This is a genomic window from Halorubrum halophilum, from assembly GCF_000739595.1.
Lineage (GTDB): Archaea > Halobacteriota > Halobacteria > Halobacteriales > Haloferacaceae > Halorubrum > Halorubrum halophilum.
Window position 1 is genome coordinate 21,665 of the sequence record NZ_BBJP01000028.1, and the last position, 16,395, is coordinate 38,059.

Below are 16,395 nucleotides of genomic sequence, written 5' to 3' on the forward strand. Positions count from 1 at the left end.
GCGACCGTGAACTGGCGGTACAAACACACCGCGCTCGCGCTCTGTACGCTCGCGTTCACCGCGACGATGGTCGCGCGCCTGGTGATCAGCCCGCTGATCCCGCAGATCCGCGTCGAGTTCGGCGTCACGAACGCGACGGTCGGCCTCGGATTGTCGGGGATGTGGCTGGCGTACGCGCTCTCGCAGTTCCCTTCCGGCGTGCTCGGCGATCGATACGGCGAGCGGGCCGTCATCCTGACCGCCGTCGGCGCCACCGCGGTCGCCTCGCTGCTCATCGCCGTCTCCCCGTCGATCGTCGCGTTCATCCTCTTCGCCGTCGCGCTCGGCGCCGGCGCGGGGCTCCACTACTCGGTGGCGACCACCTTCCTCACGCGCCAGTTCGACGACATCGGCCGCGCCATCGGCGTCCACGTCGCCGGCGGGCCGATCGCGGGGCTGGCCGCCCCGCCGCTGGCCGCGCTCGTCGGGTCGCGGTACGGCTGGCGCGCCGGCATCGCCCTCGGCACCGCCGCCGCGGTCCCTGTGTTCGCCCTGTTCGCGTGGCGGGTTCGGCCCACCGAGCCGCTCCGGCCCGACCAAGCGATGCGTGAGCGGTTCGCCTTCGAGCCGCTCGCCGAGCTACTCTCTCGACCCCGAATCCTCTACACGACCGCGCTGGCGACGATGGGCGCGTTCACGTGGCAGGCGACCGCCTCCTTCCTCCCGTCGTTCCTAGAGTTCGGGACCGGGCTCTCGACCGCGGTGTCGGCGCTGCTGTTCTCGCTGTACTTCCTCGTCCACGGCGCGACGCAGCCGGTGACGGGGTCGATATCGGACCGGGTCGGCCGGGACGCGACCGTGATGGCGACGATGGCCGCCGGGGTCGTCGGGTACGGGCTGCTCGTCGCGGCGGCGGAGTTCGGGTTCGGGCGCCCGGCGATCGTCGCCGGCGTCGGGTTCGTCGGCCTCGCGATGTCGTGGGGTGCGCCGCTGCAGTCGCGGTTCATGGACCTCCTCTCGGATGCCGAGCGCGGCGCCGGCTTCGGGCTCGTGCGGACCGCCTACATGGTGATCGGCGCGTCTGGGAGCGTCGTCGTCGGTGCAGTCTCGGACGCCGCCGGCTGGACCGTCGCGTTCGGACTGCTCGCCGGCGTGATGGGGCTCGCGCTGGCCGCGCTGGGAGCGAACCGGATGCTGCGGCTCGGGTACTAACGAACCGGTCGACGGTCGAAAAGCGATGTCGGTTTGACGGGCGACCCCGACTACAGTCGGTCGTCTTCGAGGCTCCCCGGATCCTCCGCCGTGTCGAACATGTTGTTCTCGGCGCCGTCGAGCATCTCGTCGCGGGGCTCGTCGTCGACGACCGAAACGTTGTACGCCTCGATGCCGGAGGCGATCAGGTCCTCCGCGGCCTGTTCCTCGGAGACGAACTCCTGTTCGGCGAGCTGCTGGAACTCCGCGTACACGTCGTCGGACAGGTTTAGCTCGAAGGTGGGCATACGCACCCGTTCCGCCCGGACGCTTTTAAGCGTTCCCTCGCCGCGTGCGGGGCGGAGGGCGCTCTTCGAGCGGGGACACCCGTTGGAGCAATCAGTACTGTTAATCCGGTGGCACCCGCTATCTCAGCCATGAGCCAGAACGACGTGCCGGAGTCGCTGGAGGCGGCGGCCGAGTCGGACCGGCCTCGCGGAATTCTCACGCCCTCCGACCGTGACTTTCTGCTCGGACGCAAGACGGATTACACCGACCACTCGCGGAAACAGAAGCGGAACCGGATCCGGCGCCGCGTCCGGAACGCGATCTTAGATTTCAGCATCCTCTTCGAGTGTCTCGAGGAGCGCGACCGGAAGACGGTGTTCGACCCGGACGACGAGGATCGCGAGGCGTACACGCAGGGGATCACCGACATGCTCGCGTTCCTGCATCTCGGCACGATGGGATACCACACGCCGTTCAAGGACATGCTCTCGGAGGGCGTCGGAAAAGCGGAACAGCGGCTCGCCGGCTCCAATTACCGCATGGTCAACGTGGAGTTCAACGTCGAACCGGTCGGCCAGATCGACGTGGACGAGGTGGTCGAAAAGCTCGAAAACGACGAGTTCGCGGAGCTCACCGACGAGGAACTCCGAGCGTTCGTCCGCCTGCTGACCATGTCGGAGTCGTTCTCGCCGGAGGAGGCCGGCGAGGAGATCAAAGACCGCGTCGACGAGTTCGCCGAGAAGTTGACCGAGAGCGCTACCTCCCACGAGCGCACGCTCGAAGAGCTGACGAACTGACCGGAAGTCGGCCACGCGGTAACAGATATCGGTCACGCGTCTCGCTCCCGGCGACCGATCGCTTCGGGGTCCCCGGCTTGGTGTCGAGTCGGTGTTGCTCGATCTTCGGCGGGATTGGATACGGAGATCGCAGTTATTCTGATCGTTTCTCGCCGATCGTCCAGTAGATCGCGCCAACCGTTGTCGATATCGCCTTGTTGACGGTTCGATACAAATTGTGTTGAACATATATACACTATACATAATTCGAACAGATAGTCGCACCTTGAGAAACACTTATTGTGTACACTTTCGATCGACCGTGCATGCCAGCACGTGGCATGGTACTCGACTGGCGGAGGCAACGTGGACCAAGTAGTCGTCCCCGTCGCGGAGGTGTCACCTGATGAGCAGCTCCGAACCGGGCATGTTCGAGGAGTTCCGCGAAGAGATCGACCCGATCGTCTTCGCGTTCGGCGCCCTGCTGACCGTGGGCGTGATCGCCGCGTTCTTCATCAGCCCGTCCGCCGTCGAAAACGGTATCTCGTCGCTGAACAACCAGCTACTCGGCGCGTTCAACTGGGCGCTGATGCTGATCGTCTTCCTGATCGTGCTGTTCCTCCTCTTCCTAATCGTGGGACCGTGGGGCGGCATCAAGCTCGGCAACGAGCCGCCGGAGTACAGCTTCCTCTCGTTTTTCGCGATGCTGTACTCCGCGGGCTTCGCGGCCGGCGTCGTGTTCTGGGGGCCGACCGAGGCGCTGTTCTACTACAACAACCCCTCACCGCTGTTCAGTAACATCGAAGGGGGCACCGCGGAGGCGATGACCGTCGCCGTCCAACAGACGCTGTTCCACTGGGCGCTGCCGCAGCTCGCGGTGTTCACGATCATGGGTATCGCGATCGGCTACTTCGCGTACAACTACGAGAACGTCCCGCTGCGCGTCTCCTCGGCGCTCACGCCGATCCTCGGCGCCGACAACCTCGACGGCCCGGCCGCGAAGGTCGTCGACATCCTCGCCGTCTTCGCGACGATCGGCGGCGTCGCCACGTCGCTCGGCTTCATCGGGAGCCAGTTCGTTACCGGCCTCGACTACCAGTGGGGGATCAGCATGGGCGATATCGGGATCCTGCTCGTCGTCACCATGATGACGCTGCTGTTCACGACCTCGATGGTGCTCGGAGTCGACAAGGGGATCCGCCGGCTTTCGAACTTCAACATGATCCTGTTCGTCGCGCTCATGTTCGCGACGTTCGTGGTTGGACCGACGATGTTCCTCGTGCTGCTCGGCACGCAGGCGTTCGGCGGCATGATTAGCGAGTTCGTCTCGATGAGCCTGTTTACCGGCGCCGGGCCGATGGGTGGCGGCGACGCGAGCGCGACCGGCTGGATCAACGCATGGACGGTGTTCTACTGGGCGTGGGCACTCTCGTGGTCGCCGTTCGCGGGGCTGTTCATCGCGCGGATCTCCAAGGGACGCACCGTCCGCGAGGTCGCGTTCACGGGGATCGTCGCGACCTCCGGCGCCACCATCCCGTGGTTCACGTTCGTCGGCGGCACCGCGGTCTGGGCGCAGCACAACGGGATCGCCGACTTCGGGGCAGTGATCGCCGGCGAGGCCGGGCCGGAGGTGTCCGGGTTCATCCTCTTCGAGGCGTTGAACTTCTCGTTGAACCTCGGCGGGGCGTCGATGACGATCCCGGTCGGGTCCGTGCTGATATACGCGTTCATGATCCTCGTAACGACGTTCTTCATTACGTCGGCGGACTCCTCGACCCTGGCCGTCTCGATGATGACCACCGGCGGGAAGGCGAAGCCGTCGAACATTAACCGGGTCTTCTGGGGGGTCGTTCTCGGGATGACCGCGGCGATCCTGATGATCCTCGGCGGCAGCGGCAGCGCGAACACGCTCCAGCAGGCGGCGATCATCACCGGGACGCCGTTCGCCCTCGTTTGCTTCCTCGCAATGTTAGCGCTGATCAAGGACTTCGGCGAACACTACGACCAGGTGCTCTTGCAGGACGACACGGTGCTGTACGGAGCGGGGAAGGACGTCGACTCACGGTCCGATTCGGTCGAGTCCGCCGCGGACGACGACTGACGACCGTCGCGGCCGGATCGCTTCGCATTCATACCAAGTTTTAATGTATGGTGTATACATAAACTGTGTATGGATAGGGATACGGCGGAACCCACCGCAGACGCGCTCCCCGGCCCGAACGCGAAGCGCTGGGTCGAGTTCCATCAGCGACACGCCGCCCCCAGCGAGTACTCCCACGAGTTCGTCTGGGACGTGACCCGTGAGGCCGACGGCCCGTTCGTCACCGACGTCGACGGCAACGTCCTCCTCGATTTTACCTGCCACATCGGCGCGGCCCCGCTCGGCTACAACAACGAGAAGGTGCTCTCGAAGCTGCGGGAGTTCGACCTCGTCGAGCCGATGAAGATCGCCGGTCAAGACATGTACTTCGGGTCGGGACCGACCCCCGAGGAGGCCGACTTCCCCGGATCGAGCCACCTCATGGACCGGCTGACCGACGTCTCCAGCCAGTACGGGATGGACACGGTGTTCCTCTCGAACTCCGGCGCCGAGGCGATGGAGAACGCGATGAAGATCACGCACGACCACCGCGCGCCCGCGAAATACGGCGTGGCGTTCAACGGGAGCTTCCACGGGCGCACGCTCGGGACCCTCTCGCTGACGAAGTCGAAGGACGTGTACACGCGGCAGTATCCCGAGATAAGCGGCATCGAGACGGTGCCGTTCTGCGCGGACCGCGGCTGTGACGCCGAGAGCTGCGACTGCGGCTTCTTCGCGGGCGGCGGCTCGCAACTGCGGAACACCCTCGCGCCCGAGGGCGGCCACATCGACCCCGCGGAGATCGCCTTCCTGACGCTCGAACCGATTCAGGGCGTCGGCGGCTACCGCTTCCCCAGCGAGGCGTTCATGGACGAGGTCGCAGCCGTCACCGAGGAGTACGACATCCCGCTCGTCGTCGACGAGATCCAGTCGGGCGTCGGCCGCACGGGCGAGATGTGGGCGGCGGACCACTACGCCATCGAGCCGGACGTGATCGCGAGCGCGAAGGCGCTGCGGGTCGGCGCGACCATCTCCCGATCCGAGGTGTTCCCCTCGGAGAAGAACCGCCTCGGCTCGACGTTCGGCGGCGGCGACGTCCTCGGCTCGATGATGGGGACGTTCACGCTGGAGGCGATCGACGAACACGACCTGCTGGCCAACGCGACCCGGCGCGGCAGGCAGGCGCGAGAACTCCTCCGCGACGACGCCCCCGACACGGTCGTGGACGTGCGCGGCAAGGGGCTGATGCTCGCGGTGGAGTTCGACACCGCCGAGCGTCGCTCGGCCGTCGTCGAGGCGGCCCTCGACCGCGGACTCCTCACGCTCGGCTGCGGGAAGAAGACGATCCGGCTGTTACCGCCGCTGGACTCGACCGAACGGGAGATCGCGCTCGGCACCGGGATCTTCCTCGACGCGATCGACGCCGTCAGCGCGAGCGCGGCGGTGAACTGAGGAGCCGAAACCGGCGGTAGGGGTTTGTCGAAGTTCTCAATCAGTGAGCCGTTCTGACCGTAGTGCACTGAGTACAGACATAGCGGTGAGCGATTGCGGGAGTAAGTATTGCAGATCGGCTGCCGTGAGAGGGTACATAAATAGCCGTGAGCGACGGCGGCGATAGCTTATAAATGACGAGTGCGGTGGCGCGCGCCTCCGAGCGCCCAGAGGGCGCGAGTAGAGAGAGACCGAAGGTCTCTCTGACAGCCGGCGGCGAAGCCGCCGGCGAGAGCGCCGCGCGAGGGAGTCGCTGGCGGCTGTCGCCGCCAGCGACAGGGCGAGAGCGAAGCTCTCGCTTGCAGCCGGACGTAGTCCGGCGACGAGGCTGGGGCTTTGAAAGCCTCTACCGCAGAGTCGTCGGTAGCTTATAAACAGCCGATTCGCCACACAGAGAAATGTACTCCCGCTCTCGATCATAAAGCACTCTTCGGCGAACTGCTGTTTCCGGCAAGAATTTGCTTAAAAGGGGAGTGGAAACAGAGACGTAGTGTAGGCTTCGTCACCGGTCGTCTCAATCCCCATCAGCGACCGATCGCTCGACGACCGACACGCCGTCAATCTCGGCGACCGCCGTCAACACCGCGTCGAGGTGGTCGGCGCCGCGCCCCTCGATCCCGATCGTCACCGGCGTGCGGTTGGGGCGGTCGGCCGCCGTGCGACGCGCGCGTTCGAGGGTGTCGAGCTCGGCGCCCTCGGCCGTCACCGCCTCGACGACCTCGCCCACCTGCCTCGGCCACGCCGCGAGCGCGAGCCGCGCCTCGGCGTAGCGCCCGAGTTCGAACAGGCCGGTCCGGGTGAGCTCGGCGTGGTCGGTGAGGTTCACGTTGCCGCCCGAGACGACGACGGCCGGGTTGGCGTCGGACAGATCCAGCCGGTCCGAGAGCGCGGCGGCGAGCGGCGCGGCGCCGGCGCCCTCCGCGACCGTCTTCTCCCGCTCGGCCAGCAGCGTCACGGCCGCGGCGATCTCGCGGTCGGAGACGGTCACCACGTCGTCGACCACCTCGCTCGCGACCGCGAAGGTGGTCTCCAGCATCCGCGTGTCGGCGATCCCCTCGGCGACCGTGTCCACGTCGTCGAGCTGCCGGATCTCGCCGGCCGCCAGCGACGGCCCCGCGTGTGCCGCGCCCTCCGGCTGGACGCCGATAACCCGAACGTCCCGGTCCGCGGGCGCCACCGCCGTGCCGATTCCGGAGATGAGTCCGCCACCGCCGATGGCGACGAGCACGGTGTCCATCGCCGGATACTGCGCCAGCAGTTCGAGCCCGATCGTTCCCTGGCCGGCCACGACGGCCGGATCGTCGAAGGGGTGGACGAACGTCTCGCCGGTTTCGTCGGCGCGCGTCACGGCGTACTCGTACGAGCGCTCGTAGATGTCGCCCTCCACGAGCACGGTCGCGCCGTATCCTCGCGTCGCCGCGATCTTCGCCGCCGGCGTCACCTCGGGCACGACGATCGTCGCCTCGATCCCGAGCAGGTCGGCCGCGAGCGCCACGCCCTGCGCGTGGTTGCCCGCGCTGGCGGCGATCACTCCGGCCTCGCGCTCGGCCGGGGAGAGCTGCGCCATCGCGTTGTACGCCCCGCGGATCTTGAACGAGCCGGTCCGCTGGAGGGATTCGAGCTTGAGCCCCAGCGACGCGGCCCCGCTCATCTCGGCGAACGTTCGCGAGGTGTCGAGCGGCGTCCGATGCGCGACATCCGCGAGCCGGCGGCGGGCGTCCTCGATGTCGGCGAGCGTGACGGTCGGCGGCGCGTCTGCCTTTCCACCGTCGGAGGGGTCGCCGTCGGAGGGGACGCAGTCGGCGGACGCCTCGTCGTCGGGGTCGTCCCCGGTCATTCGAGGGCCGGATGCGCGTCCCCGGGCGTGTCTGCCCGCGGCACGGGGTGTCGCCGTTCGAGGTCGCGGATCGCGCTCACGAGCACGTCCACCCCGTGCCGGAGGCTCCGTTCGTCCACGTCGAAGGTGGGCGTGTGGTGGCTCGTCGGATGATCGGTGCCGACGATGAGGTACGTCGCCAGCCCTCCCTCCTCCTGAACGCGCTCCATCAGGAACGTCGCGTCCTCGCTCGCGCCGAAGTCCGCCGCCGGGAGCACGGTGTCGATCCCGTCGACCCCCTCGGCGACGCCGGCCACGAGCGCCTGCAGTTCCGGGTCGCTGTCCGCACGCGGCGACTCGCTCACCACGTCGACGCTCGCGCGGCAGCCGTGCATCGTCGCGGCGCCGCGCATGGTGCGCTCGAACCCGCGTTTCATGAACTCCATCAGCTCGGTCGTCTCGCCGCGCACCTCGGCCTCCATGGACGCGCGCTCGGCGATGATGTTGCTCGCGGTGCCGGCCTCGGCCTTGCCGACGTTGACTCGCGTCATCCCGTCGGCGTGGCGGGCGATTCCGTACGCGTTCACGATCGCCGTCCCCATCGCCTGCATCGCGTTGTCACCCTCGTTGGGCGCCTTGCCGGCGTGCGCCGACGTTCCCTCGATCGTCGCGTCGAGGTGGGCCATCGCCAGCGGCTTCTCGATCCCGGCGACCACCTCGCCGGTGGGGTGATCCAAGCCGACGTGGACCGCGAGCAGGTAGTCGAGGCCGTCCGCGAACCGGCTCTCGGCCATCGGACGGCCGCCGCCGCCGGTCTCCTCGGCGGGCTGGAAGAACACGACCAACCGCCCGGCGAAGTCGCTTTCCGCGATGGCTTCGAGGACCGCGAGCCCCCACGTCATGTGGGCGTCGTGGCCGCAGGCGTGCATCGTCCCGTCGATCTCGGAGCGAAACCCCTCGTCGACGGGATCGTGATCGGAGCCGGTCGACTCCTCGATGAACAGCCCGTCGATGTCGACGCGGAGCCCGATCGCGGGGCCCTCACCCCGGTCCAGCACGGCGACGGCGCCGGTGTTCCCGCCCGACATGCGCTCGAGCAGCTCCTCGTCGACGCCGTGCTCTCGGGCGCGGTCCATCCACGGCCCGAGGTCCGCCTCCGTGACGGCCATGCGGTCGGCCGGGTCGTACGCGTCCGGCCCGATCGCGAGCTCGTCGACGCCGATCGACCGAATCTCGTCGACGAGCGTCGCCGTCGTGAGGAACTCGCGCCACGCGGGCTCCGGATGACGGTGGAACCGCCTGCGGACGCTGGCGAGCCGATCTCGGATCGGTTCGTTCATGAGTGTCACCCTCTCGCTCGATCGCCTTAACTGTACACAATTGTCGTGTACATGAGATACACAAAAGGCTAAGAAACCCCCTCGCAATGATCCGCCAACGCGTCGTTCCGACGCGCCCACCGCTCATGAGCTCAGACCAGACCGCTGATCCCGATGTCGTCGTGTTGCGTGAGGGAACCGAAGGCCTCTCGATGGCGTCTTACGCGGACGCGCTCCGCGAGCGACTCCCGGATCAAACGGTCGCGCTCGCTCGGACGCCGGCCGAGGAGCGCGAACTCGTCCCGAAGGCGCGCGCCGTGACCGGCATCACGCTCGACGCCGACCTCCTCGACCGCGCCGACCGACTGGAGCTGTTCGCGTGTACGTTCGCCGGAACCGACCACGTCCCGACCGACGCGCTGCGCGAGCACGGCGTGGCCGTGACGAACGCGGGCGGGATCCACGCGCCGGGCATCGCCGAGCAGACGATCGCCAACATGCTCGTGTTCGCGCGCAACCTCCACGAAGGGTGGCGCCGGAAGTCGAACGGCGAGTGGCGCCACTTCCAATCTCACGAGTTCACCGACAGCACCGTCACCGTCGTGGGGCTCGGGTCGATCGGGCAGGCGGTCGTCCAGCGGCTCGCGGGGTTCGAGGTGGAGACGATCGGGATCCGGTACACGCCGGAAAAGGGCGGCCCCACCGACGAGGTGCTCGGCTTCGACGACGACGATGTCCACGAGGCGTTCGCGCGGAGCGACTACGTCGTGCTCGCGTGCCCGCTCAACGACCTGACCCGCGGGATGGTGGGGGAGGCGGAGCTAGCGACGCTCCCGCCCAACGCCGTGGTCGTGAACGCGGCCCGCGGCGGACTCGTCGACACCGACGCTCTGGTGTCCGCCCTCCAGACCGAGGGGATCCGCGGCGCCGCGCTCGACGTCACCGACCCCGAGCCGCTCCCGTCGGACCACGTGCTCTGGGACTTAGAGAACTGCCTCATCACCCCGCACACCGGCGGTCACACCCCCAAGCACTGGGACCGGCTGGCCGACATCGTCGCGAGCAACGTCGCGGCGCTCGACGAGGGCGAGGAGTTAGAGAACGCAGTCGTCACGCCGACCGACGACTGAGCGGGCGGTCAGAAACCCTCGGCGTGCGCCCGGCTACGGCCAGAGCCCACGCGCGCTCTTCGCCTCGGCGATCCGGGACAGCGCGACCACGTAGGCGGCGTCTCGCCATGTCAGGTCCCGCTCGTCGACCTCGTCGCGCACGTCGCTCCACGCGGACAGCATCTGCTCTTCGAGCTCCTCATTGACGCGTTCGAGCGACCACGTCCGCCGGTTGATGTCCTGGAGCCACTCGAAGTACGACACGGTGACGCCGCCGGCGTTCGCGAGGATGTCGGGGATCACCGCCACGTCGCGCTCGTCTAAGATCGCGTCGGCGGCGAACGTCGTCGGCCCGTTCGCGCCCTCGACGACGATGTCGGCGGCGACGGCGTCGGCGTTGCTCGCGGTGATCACGTTGCCGACGGCCGCGGGGATCACCACGTCCACGTCGAGTTCGAGGACCTCCTCGTTCGTCAGCGTCTCCGGCGCCTCGTGGGTGAGCACCGCCTCGGGCTCCTCCTCGTGGGTGGGAACGTCGTGCGTGTCGAGCCCGTCCGGGTCGTAGATCGCGCCGTTCACGTCGCTGACGGCGACGACGGTCGCGCCCCAGTCGTCCAGCAGCCGGGCCGCGTTGGCGCCGACGGAGCCGAACCCCTGCACCGCGACGGTCGTCTCCTCGAGGTCGCGGTCGTAGTAGCCGACGGCCTCGCGCGCGGCGATGGCCGTCGACCGGCCCGGCGCCGCCTCGCGGCCGTACGACCCGCCGATGACGGGCGGCTTCCCGGTTACGACGCCCGGGATCGTCTCGCCCTGCTGCATCGAGTAGGCGTCCATGAACCACGCCATCGTCTGGGCGTCGGTGCCCATGTCGGGCGCGGGCACGTCCTTCGTCGGCCCGACGACGTCGCGCAGCTCTTCCGCGAACCGCCGGGTGAGCCGCTCGCGCTCGTCGTCGGTCAGGGATTTGGGATCGACCGCGATCCCGCCCTTCCCGCCGCCGAAGGGGAGGTCCATCACGGCGCACTTCCAGGTCATCCACATCGAGAGGCCGGTGCACTCCGCGGCGGTGACCTCCGGGTGATACCGGAGCCCGCCCTTGTACGGGCCCCGGACGTCGTCGTGCTGGGCGCGGTAGCCGGTGAACACCTCGACGCTTCCGTCTTCCCGTTCGAGGGGGACGGAGACCTGCTGGACCCGCGTTGGATGTTTGAGACGCTCGACGATCGCGGGATCGACGTCGACGTTGGTCGCCGCGCGCTCGAGCTGCTTGCGCGCGGTGGTGAGCGTCGATTCTGACTCCTCTTCTACCGGTTCGTCGTCGACGGTGGGTGTCGTGCTCATGGATCGGGGTGTCGTGGTTCGGTCGGCTTGGCAGCGCGGTGGATCGGTGTGGGCATCGCGACGCTGTCGGCAGTGGATCGCGACGCCGTCGGCGTGGGCGGCGCGATGCCGTCGGTAGAGCGTCGTGCGGGGGGCGACGCGGAACCGCAGTCGACCGGTTCCGCGATTCGGTCGGTTCCGCAGTTCGATCGCTCCGGTCAGGCCGTGAACAGCTCGCGGGGGAACTCGGCTAGCGTCTCCGCGCCGGTCGAGGTGACGCGGAACGTCTCGCTGATCTCCATGCCGATCTCGTCGGTCCAGATGCCGGGGATCATGTGGAACGTCATGTCCTCTTCGAGGACGGTCTCGTCGCCCGGGCGGATGCTCGCGGTGTGCTCGCCCCAGTCCGGCGGATACCCGAGCCCCATCGAGTAGCCGATGCGGTCCTCCTTCTCGAGCCCGTACTTCTCGATCGTCGTCCGCCACGCCTCCTCGACGGTCTCGCACTTGACGCCGGGCTCCGCGGCGTCGAGCGCCGCCTCCAGTCCCTCGACGACGATGTCCGCGGTCTCCTGTAGCTCGGTCGGGGGATCGCCGACGAAGGTCGTCCGGGCCAGCGGCGAGTGATAGCGGTGCCGACAGCCGGAGAGTTCGATGATCACCGGGTCGCCGTCCTCGAACTCCCGGTCCGTCCACGTGAGGTGGGGCGTGCCGGTGTGGTCGCCAGAGGGCATCAGGGGGACGATCGCGGGGTAGTCGCCGCCGTACTCCTCGGTCCCCTCGATCAGCTGCTGGTAGACCGCGGAGGCGACCTCGTACTCGGGGACGCCCTCCCCGACCGCGTCGAGGCCGGCCTGCATCGCGTTCTCGGAGATCCGGGCCGCCTGCCGCATGTACTCCAGCTCCTGTTCGGACTTCTTCACGCGGATCCAGCCGACGAGCAAGGTCGCGTCCTCGAACGCGGCCTCCGGGAGGTTCCCCTGAAGCCGGGTGTACGACTTCGCGGTGAAGTAGGCGGCGTCCATCTCCAGTCCGATACGTCCGTCCGCGACGCCCAGTTCGTCGAGGACGCCGGCGACGTAATCCATCGGGTGGAGGTCGCGCGGCGAGTGGACGTGGTCGTCGCTGTACGCGCGGATGCTGTCGTCGGAGAGGTGCGTCGTCGCCCGCGCGCCGTCGCCGTCCATGTCGCGGCCGATCCAGATCGGCTCGTCGCGGTCGGGCGTGACCACGACGGCCTGATGGACGTAAAACGACCAGCCGTCGTAGCCGGTCAGGTAGTTCATGTTCGCCGGGTCGGCGACCACGATCGCGTCGAGGTCGCGCTCGCGCAACCGCTCTTTCGTCTGCGCCACCCGCCGGTCGTACTCGGTCTCGTCGAAGATGTGCTCCCGTGGCATGGTAACAGGCGTCTGCGAAGAGGATCCGCCGGCGACAGTATAAATTTACCGTGTACATTAACAACGGATACTGTGTACAACGATCGCTACGGATCGGCCGGATCCGCGCGGTAGCGCTCCGTTCCGGGGAGGACCGATACCGTGTAGGACGCTTTGAGAGGGCTCGAACACCCCAATCTGTCCACATGGATCGGGATTTTTGTATCGGGTCCACCGATGATCGGACATGCTACACAGTACCGGGCCGCTGCTGTCGATCGACGTCGGCGAGCGGACGACCTCGGAAACCGACATCACGGGGATTCAGGAGCGATACATCGGCGGGCGGGGCGTGGGGACGCGGCTCGCCCACGAGCGCGTCCCGTTCGACGCGGACCCCCTCGGTCCCGAGAACCGCGCCGTGTTCACCACCGGGCCGATGCAGGCGTCGCAGATGAGCTTCACGGGACGGACGAACTGCACCGCGCTCTCGCCGCTGACGGACGGGCTCCTCTCGTCGAACGCCGGCGGCTTCGTCTCGCGGCACCTCGCGGCGACGGGGTACGGAGCGATCGAGCTGGCGGGCGCGAGCGACGAGCTCGTCGTCGTTCACGTGCGCGACGACGGCGTCGAGTTCGAGACCGTGCCGGACCTCGCCGGAGCGACCGTCCCGGAGACGACCGGCTACCTCGAGGACGAACACGACATCTCCAGCGACCGGACGGCGGTGATCGGCCCGGCGGGCGAGAATGAGGTCCGGTTCGCGTCGATCATGACGACCGAGGAGCGCGCGTTCGGCCGCGGCGGGCTGGGCGCGGTGCTCGGCTCGAAGAACGTCAAGGCCGTCACGTTCGGCGGCGACTCGGCGCCCGACCTCGAGATCTCGGCGACCGCCAACGAGATCCACCGCGACGCCGCCACCGAGGACCACATCATGAAAGAGCAGGGGACGGTGGCGGTGATGGACCTCGCCAACGAGATGGACGGGCTCCCGTCGTACTACTTCTCCGAGCGCTCCTTCGCGGGCGTCGAGGGGATCAACGGCGCCGCCGTCGCGGAGAAGAAGTACAAGAAGGGCACCTGCTCGGCCTGTGCGTTCGCCTGCAAGCTCCCGACCCGCGACGAGGAACGCGGCGTCGAGACCGAAGGCCCCGAGTTCGAGGTGGCGATGGCGTTCGGCTCGAACTCCGGGATCGACGACATCGTCGACGTGATGGAGTCAAACCGCCTGTGCGACGAGTACGGGCTCGACGCCATCTCCGCGGGCAACACGATCGCGGCGTACCTCGACGCCGAAGACGAGTTCGGCAACCGCGAACTCATCTGGGACCTCGTCGACAAGATCGCCCAGCGCGACGGGGTAGGCGATCAGCTCGCAGAGGGGATCGGTCGGATCCACGACGACCTCGGCGTGGGGAACTGGTCGGTGAAGAACATGGACTTCGCGGCCCACGAGGGCCGGCTGCTCCACGGCCAAGCGCTCTCCTACGCGGTCGCGAACCGCGGCGCCGACCACATGTACGCGACGTTCTACTCGGTGGAGTACCCCTTAGTCGAAGAGGACGAGGCGATGGAGCCCGCGGGGTTCGAGGGGAAGGCCGAGCGGCTCGTGGAACGCGAGAACCTGATGGCGCTCAACGACAGCGGCGTCGTCTGCAAGTTCTCCCGCGACTTCATGACGCCCGAGCGCTACGAGCTGCTCTTCGACGCCGACTTCGAGGAGCTGCTCGCGGCGGGCGCGCGGACGGTGACGCTGGAGCGTCACTTCAACAACCGGCGCGGGATCGACGGCGACGACGACCGGCTCCCGTACGAGGACGAACTCCCGGGACTCGACGACGCCATCGACTCGTACTACGAGCTCCGCGGGTGGAACGACGACGGCACGGTTCCCGAATCGGCGCTGCCGGCGTAGGGCGACGGAGAGGCGCGCGATCAGCCCTCCAGCGGCTCCCGTAACGCCTCCTCGATCGGCTCGTCGCCGGCGGCGAGTTCGAACGTTTCGCCGTACGTGCTCTCGGCCTCGAGCGCCGCGACCAGCGTCCGAGCGACGTCCTCGCGCGGGATCTCGGCGTCCTCCGCGTCGATATCTGCGCCGGTTCTGATCCGTCCGGTTCCCCCCTCGTTCGTCAGCGGCCCGGGCCGGACGATCGTATACGTGAGGTCGCTCTCTCGGAGGTACTCGTCGGCCTCGGCCTTCGCCCGCAGGTACTCCCGCAGCGCTTTCGGACCGTCATCTGGCCGGTCGGCGCCGATCGAGCTGAGCATCACGAACCGTTCGACTCCCTCTGCCTCGGCCTCGTCGACGAGGTTGATCGCGCCGTCGCGGTCGACGCCCCACACGTCCTCGCCGCCCGAACCGGCGGCGAAAACGATCGCGTCGATCCCCTCGACGGCGTGCGAGAGGTCCCCGGTCAGGTCCGCGACGACCGGTTCGGCGCCCACGTCCTCGATGTCCGGCGCTTGCGACTCCGCGCGAACCATCCCCCGAACCCCGTGGTCGCTCTCGGCGAGGACGCGGGTCGCGTGTCGGCCGACCTGTCCGTGCGAACCGGCGACGAGCACGTTCATATCCTCGAAACCGGTCGGTGTCGTGAAGAAGGTGGTGGCGATCGGCACCTCGGGAGCGACGCGACGGAGTGAGCGGGACGGAATTGCGGTCGGAGCCGGATGCCTCGATGACCTCGCGAGCGACGTTTTTCGTCGCCCGACGCTCGGTCAGAGACCGGAGGGAGCGGCGTCCACCGCGGAGTGGCCGATCTCCCGCTGTCGCTCACCGCGGTTCCGATACCGATCGCACCGGACTCTGGATATCTCTCTCGTCGAGGACTGCAACGGGCCAACAGTCGGAGATCGATGCTTACGGGTCCAGTAGCTTCGACTCCGCCTTCCGGAGGTGCTCGAGCAGCGTCGTCTTCGACACGTCGAGCTCGTCGGCGAGCCCGCGCGTCGACGCCTCTCGGGGCCACTCGTAGTACCCCGCCTCGCGGGCGTGTTCGTACACCTCTCGCTGGGTCGTGGTGAGCGTGTCGAGCCGCTGCTCGCGCGGCGACCGTCCCGGATTTCCCGATGAGGACATCGACTGCACGGTCACCTCCGCGCCCGCGCTCTCTTGGACCGCGTCGAGCGACTCCCGGATCTCAGTGCGCTCGCCGACGAAACACACCTGCCACTCCTCGCGGCCGTCCTCGATCCGGACGGGAGCGCTGTGGACGAAGCCGTGTTCAAGCAGGGTCGGACACATCATGTCGGCGGGGTCGTACTCCAAGAAGAACTCGCGCACGACGTTTCCGGGGACGTCTCGTGCGCGCCCGAACCGCTCTTGCAGTTCGAGGACTTCCCCCGCGCGGTCCGACTCCCGGATCGCGTCGAGCAGTTCCTCGACCTCCTCGTTCGTGTCCGCGAAGGCGGTGAACAGCCCGTTCACCGAGTTCGGCGCGTCGCCGGTGGCCTTCGGCGAGTTGTAGATGGCGTGGGCGAGGACGCCGCCCCCGGTCCGACTCGTCGCCTCGATCGCCCAGCAGTTCGGGTGCCACAGGTCGAGCGTGAGTCGGGTTCCGGACCACTCCTCGGCCGCACCTGGATCGGTGATTGCCATTGGTACCGTTTCTATGGCACTGCATCACAAAGACTCTGCCGACCATGGT

At 67.9% G+C, this 16,395-nt stretch carries 13 protein-coding genes; 6 read left to right on the forward strand and 7 right to left on the reverse strand.

The features are described 5' to 3' along the window. The first annotated feature begins 6 nt into the window (after nt 1-6). Nucleotides 7-1,191 (forward strand): MFS transporter, encoded by a 1,185-nt coding sequence (locus ACP96_RS09975; RefSeq protein ID WP_050033193.1) that lies wholly within the window; start codon nt 7-9, stop codon nt 1,189-1,191. 50 nt (nt 1,192-1,241) lie between these two features. Here the strand turns inward: ACP96_RS09975 and ACP96_RS09980 are convergent, their stop codons facing one another. Beyond that, on the reverse strand, nt 1,242-1,478 hold the full coding sequence (locus ACP96_RS09980) for a hypothetical protein (protein WP_004045847.1): 237 nt from the start codon (nt 1,476-1,478) through the stop codon (nt 1,242-1,244). A gap of 129 nt (nt 1,479-1,607) precedes the next feature. Here ACP96_RS09980 and ACP96_RS09985 point away from each other — a divergent pair, with 129 nt between their 5' ends. The 3 genes from ACP96_RS09985 (at nt 1,608) to ACP96_RS09995 (ending at nt 5,766) form a co-directional block, all read left to right on the forward strand. After that, nucleotides 1,608-2,255 (forward strand): hypothetical protein, encoded by a 648-nt coding sequence (locus ACP96_RS09985; protein ID WP_050033194.1) that lies wholly within the window; start codon nt 1,608-1,610, stop codon nt 2,253-2,255. Between the two features lie 385 nt (nt 2,256-2,640). Further along, nucleotides 2,641-4,335 (forward strand): BCCT family transporter, encoded by a 1,695-nt coding sequence (locus ACP96_RS09990; protein WP_200895670.1) that lies wholly within the window; start codon nt 2,641-2,643, stop codon nt 4,333-4,335. 69 nt (nt 4,336-4,404) lie between these two features. Then, nucleotides 4,405-5,766 (forward strand): aminotransferase class III-fold pyridoxal phosphate-dependent enzyme, encoded by a 1,362-nt coding sequence (locus ACP96_RS09995; protein ID WP_050033195.1) that lies wholly within the window; start codon nt 4,405-4,407, stop codon nt 5,764-5,766. 553 nt (nt 5,767-6,319) lie between these two features. Here the strand turns inward: ACP96_RS09995 and ilvA are convergent. Further along, nucleotides 6,320-7,642, reverse strand: a complete 1,323-nt coding sequence (gene ilvA, locus ACP96_RS10000; protein ID WP_082222499.1) for a threonine ammonia-lyase — start codon at nt 7,640-7,642, stop codon at nt 6,320-6,322. After that, on the reverse strand, nt 7,639-8,961 hold the full coding sequence (locus ACP96_RS10005; RefSeq protein WP_050033196.1) for an amidohydrolase: 1,323 nt from the start codon (nt 8,959-8,961) through the stop codon (nt 7,639-7,641). Before ACP96_RS10005 ends, ilvA begins: the two co-directional genes overlap by 4 nt. Before the next feature lie 125 nt (nt 8,962-9,086). On the opposite strand from ACP96_RS10005, the gene ACP96_RS10010 reads away from it, so the two are divergent. Continuing rightward, nucleotides 9,087-10,070 (forward strand): NAD(P)-dependent oxidoreductase, encoded by a 984-nt coding sequence (locus tag ACP96_RS10010; protein WP_152663325.1) that lies wholly within the window; start codon nt 9,087-9,089, stop codon nt 10,068-10,070. Between the two features lie 33 nt (nt 10,071-10,103). Here ACP96_RS10010 and gdhB read toward each other — a convergent pair whose 3' ends face one another. Continuing rightward, entirely contained in the window at nt 10,104-11,390 is a 1,287-nt protein-coding gene (gene gdhB / locus ACP96_RS10015; protein ID WP_050033197.1) for a glutamate dehydrogenase GdhB, read from the reverse strand. A 197-nt stretch (nt 11,391-11,587) separates the two neighbouring features. Next, nucleotides 11,588-12,769, reverse strand: a complete 1,182-nt coding sequence (locus ACP96_RS10020; RefSeq protein WP_050033198.1) for a M24 family metallopeptidase — start codon at nt 12,767-12,769, stop codon at nt 11,588-11,590. A gap of 226 nt (nt 12,770-12,995) precedes the next feature. On the opposite strand from ACP96_RS10020, the gene ACP96_RS10025 reads away from it, so the two are divergent. Beyond that, complete coding sequence (locus tag ACP96_RS10025; protein ID WP_050033199.1) at nt 12,996-14,663, forward strand: aldehyde ferredoxin oxidoreductase family protein; 1,668 nt, start codon at nt 12,996-12,998, stop codon at nt 14,661-14,663. 20 nt (nt 14,664-14,683) lie between these two features. On the opposite strand, the gene ACP96_RS10030 is transcribed toward ACP96_RS10025, so the two are convergent. Together ACP96_RS10030 and ACP96_RS10035 are read right to left on the reverse strand one after the other, a co-directional pair. Next, nucleotides 14,684-15,319 carry an SDR family oxidoreductase gene (locus ACP96_RS10030; RefSeq protein ID WP_050033200.1) on the reverse strand — a complete coding sequence of 212 codons (636 nt, stop codon included), beginning with the start codon at nt 15,317-15,319 and terminating at the stop codon, nt 14,684-14,686. A gap of 289 nt (nt 15,320-15,608) precedes the next feature. Further along, nucleotides 15,609-16,346, reverse strand: coding sequence for a helix-turn-helix domain-containing protein (locus ACP96_RS10035; protein WP_050024159.1), 738 nt, complete (start codon nt 16,344-16,346; stop codon nt 15,609-15,611). Nucleotides 16,347-16,395: the final 49 nt, after the last annotated feature.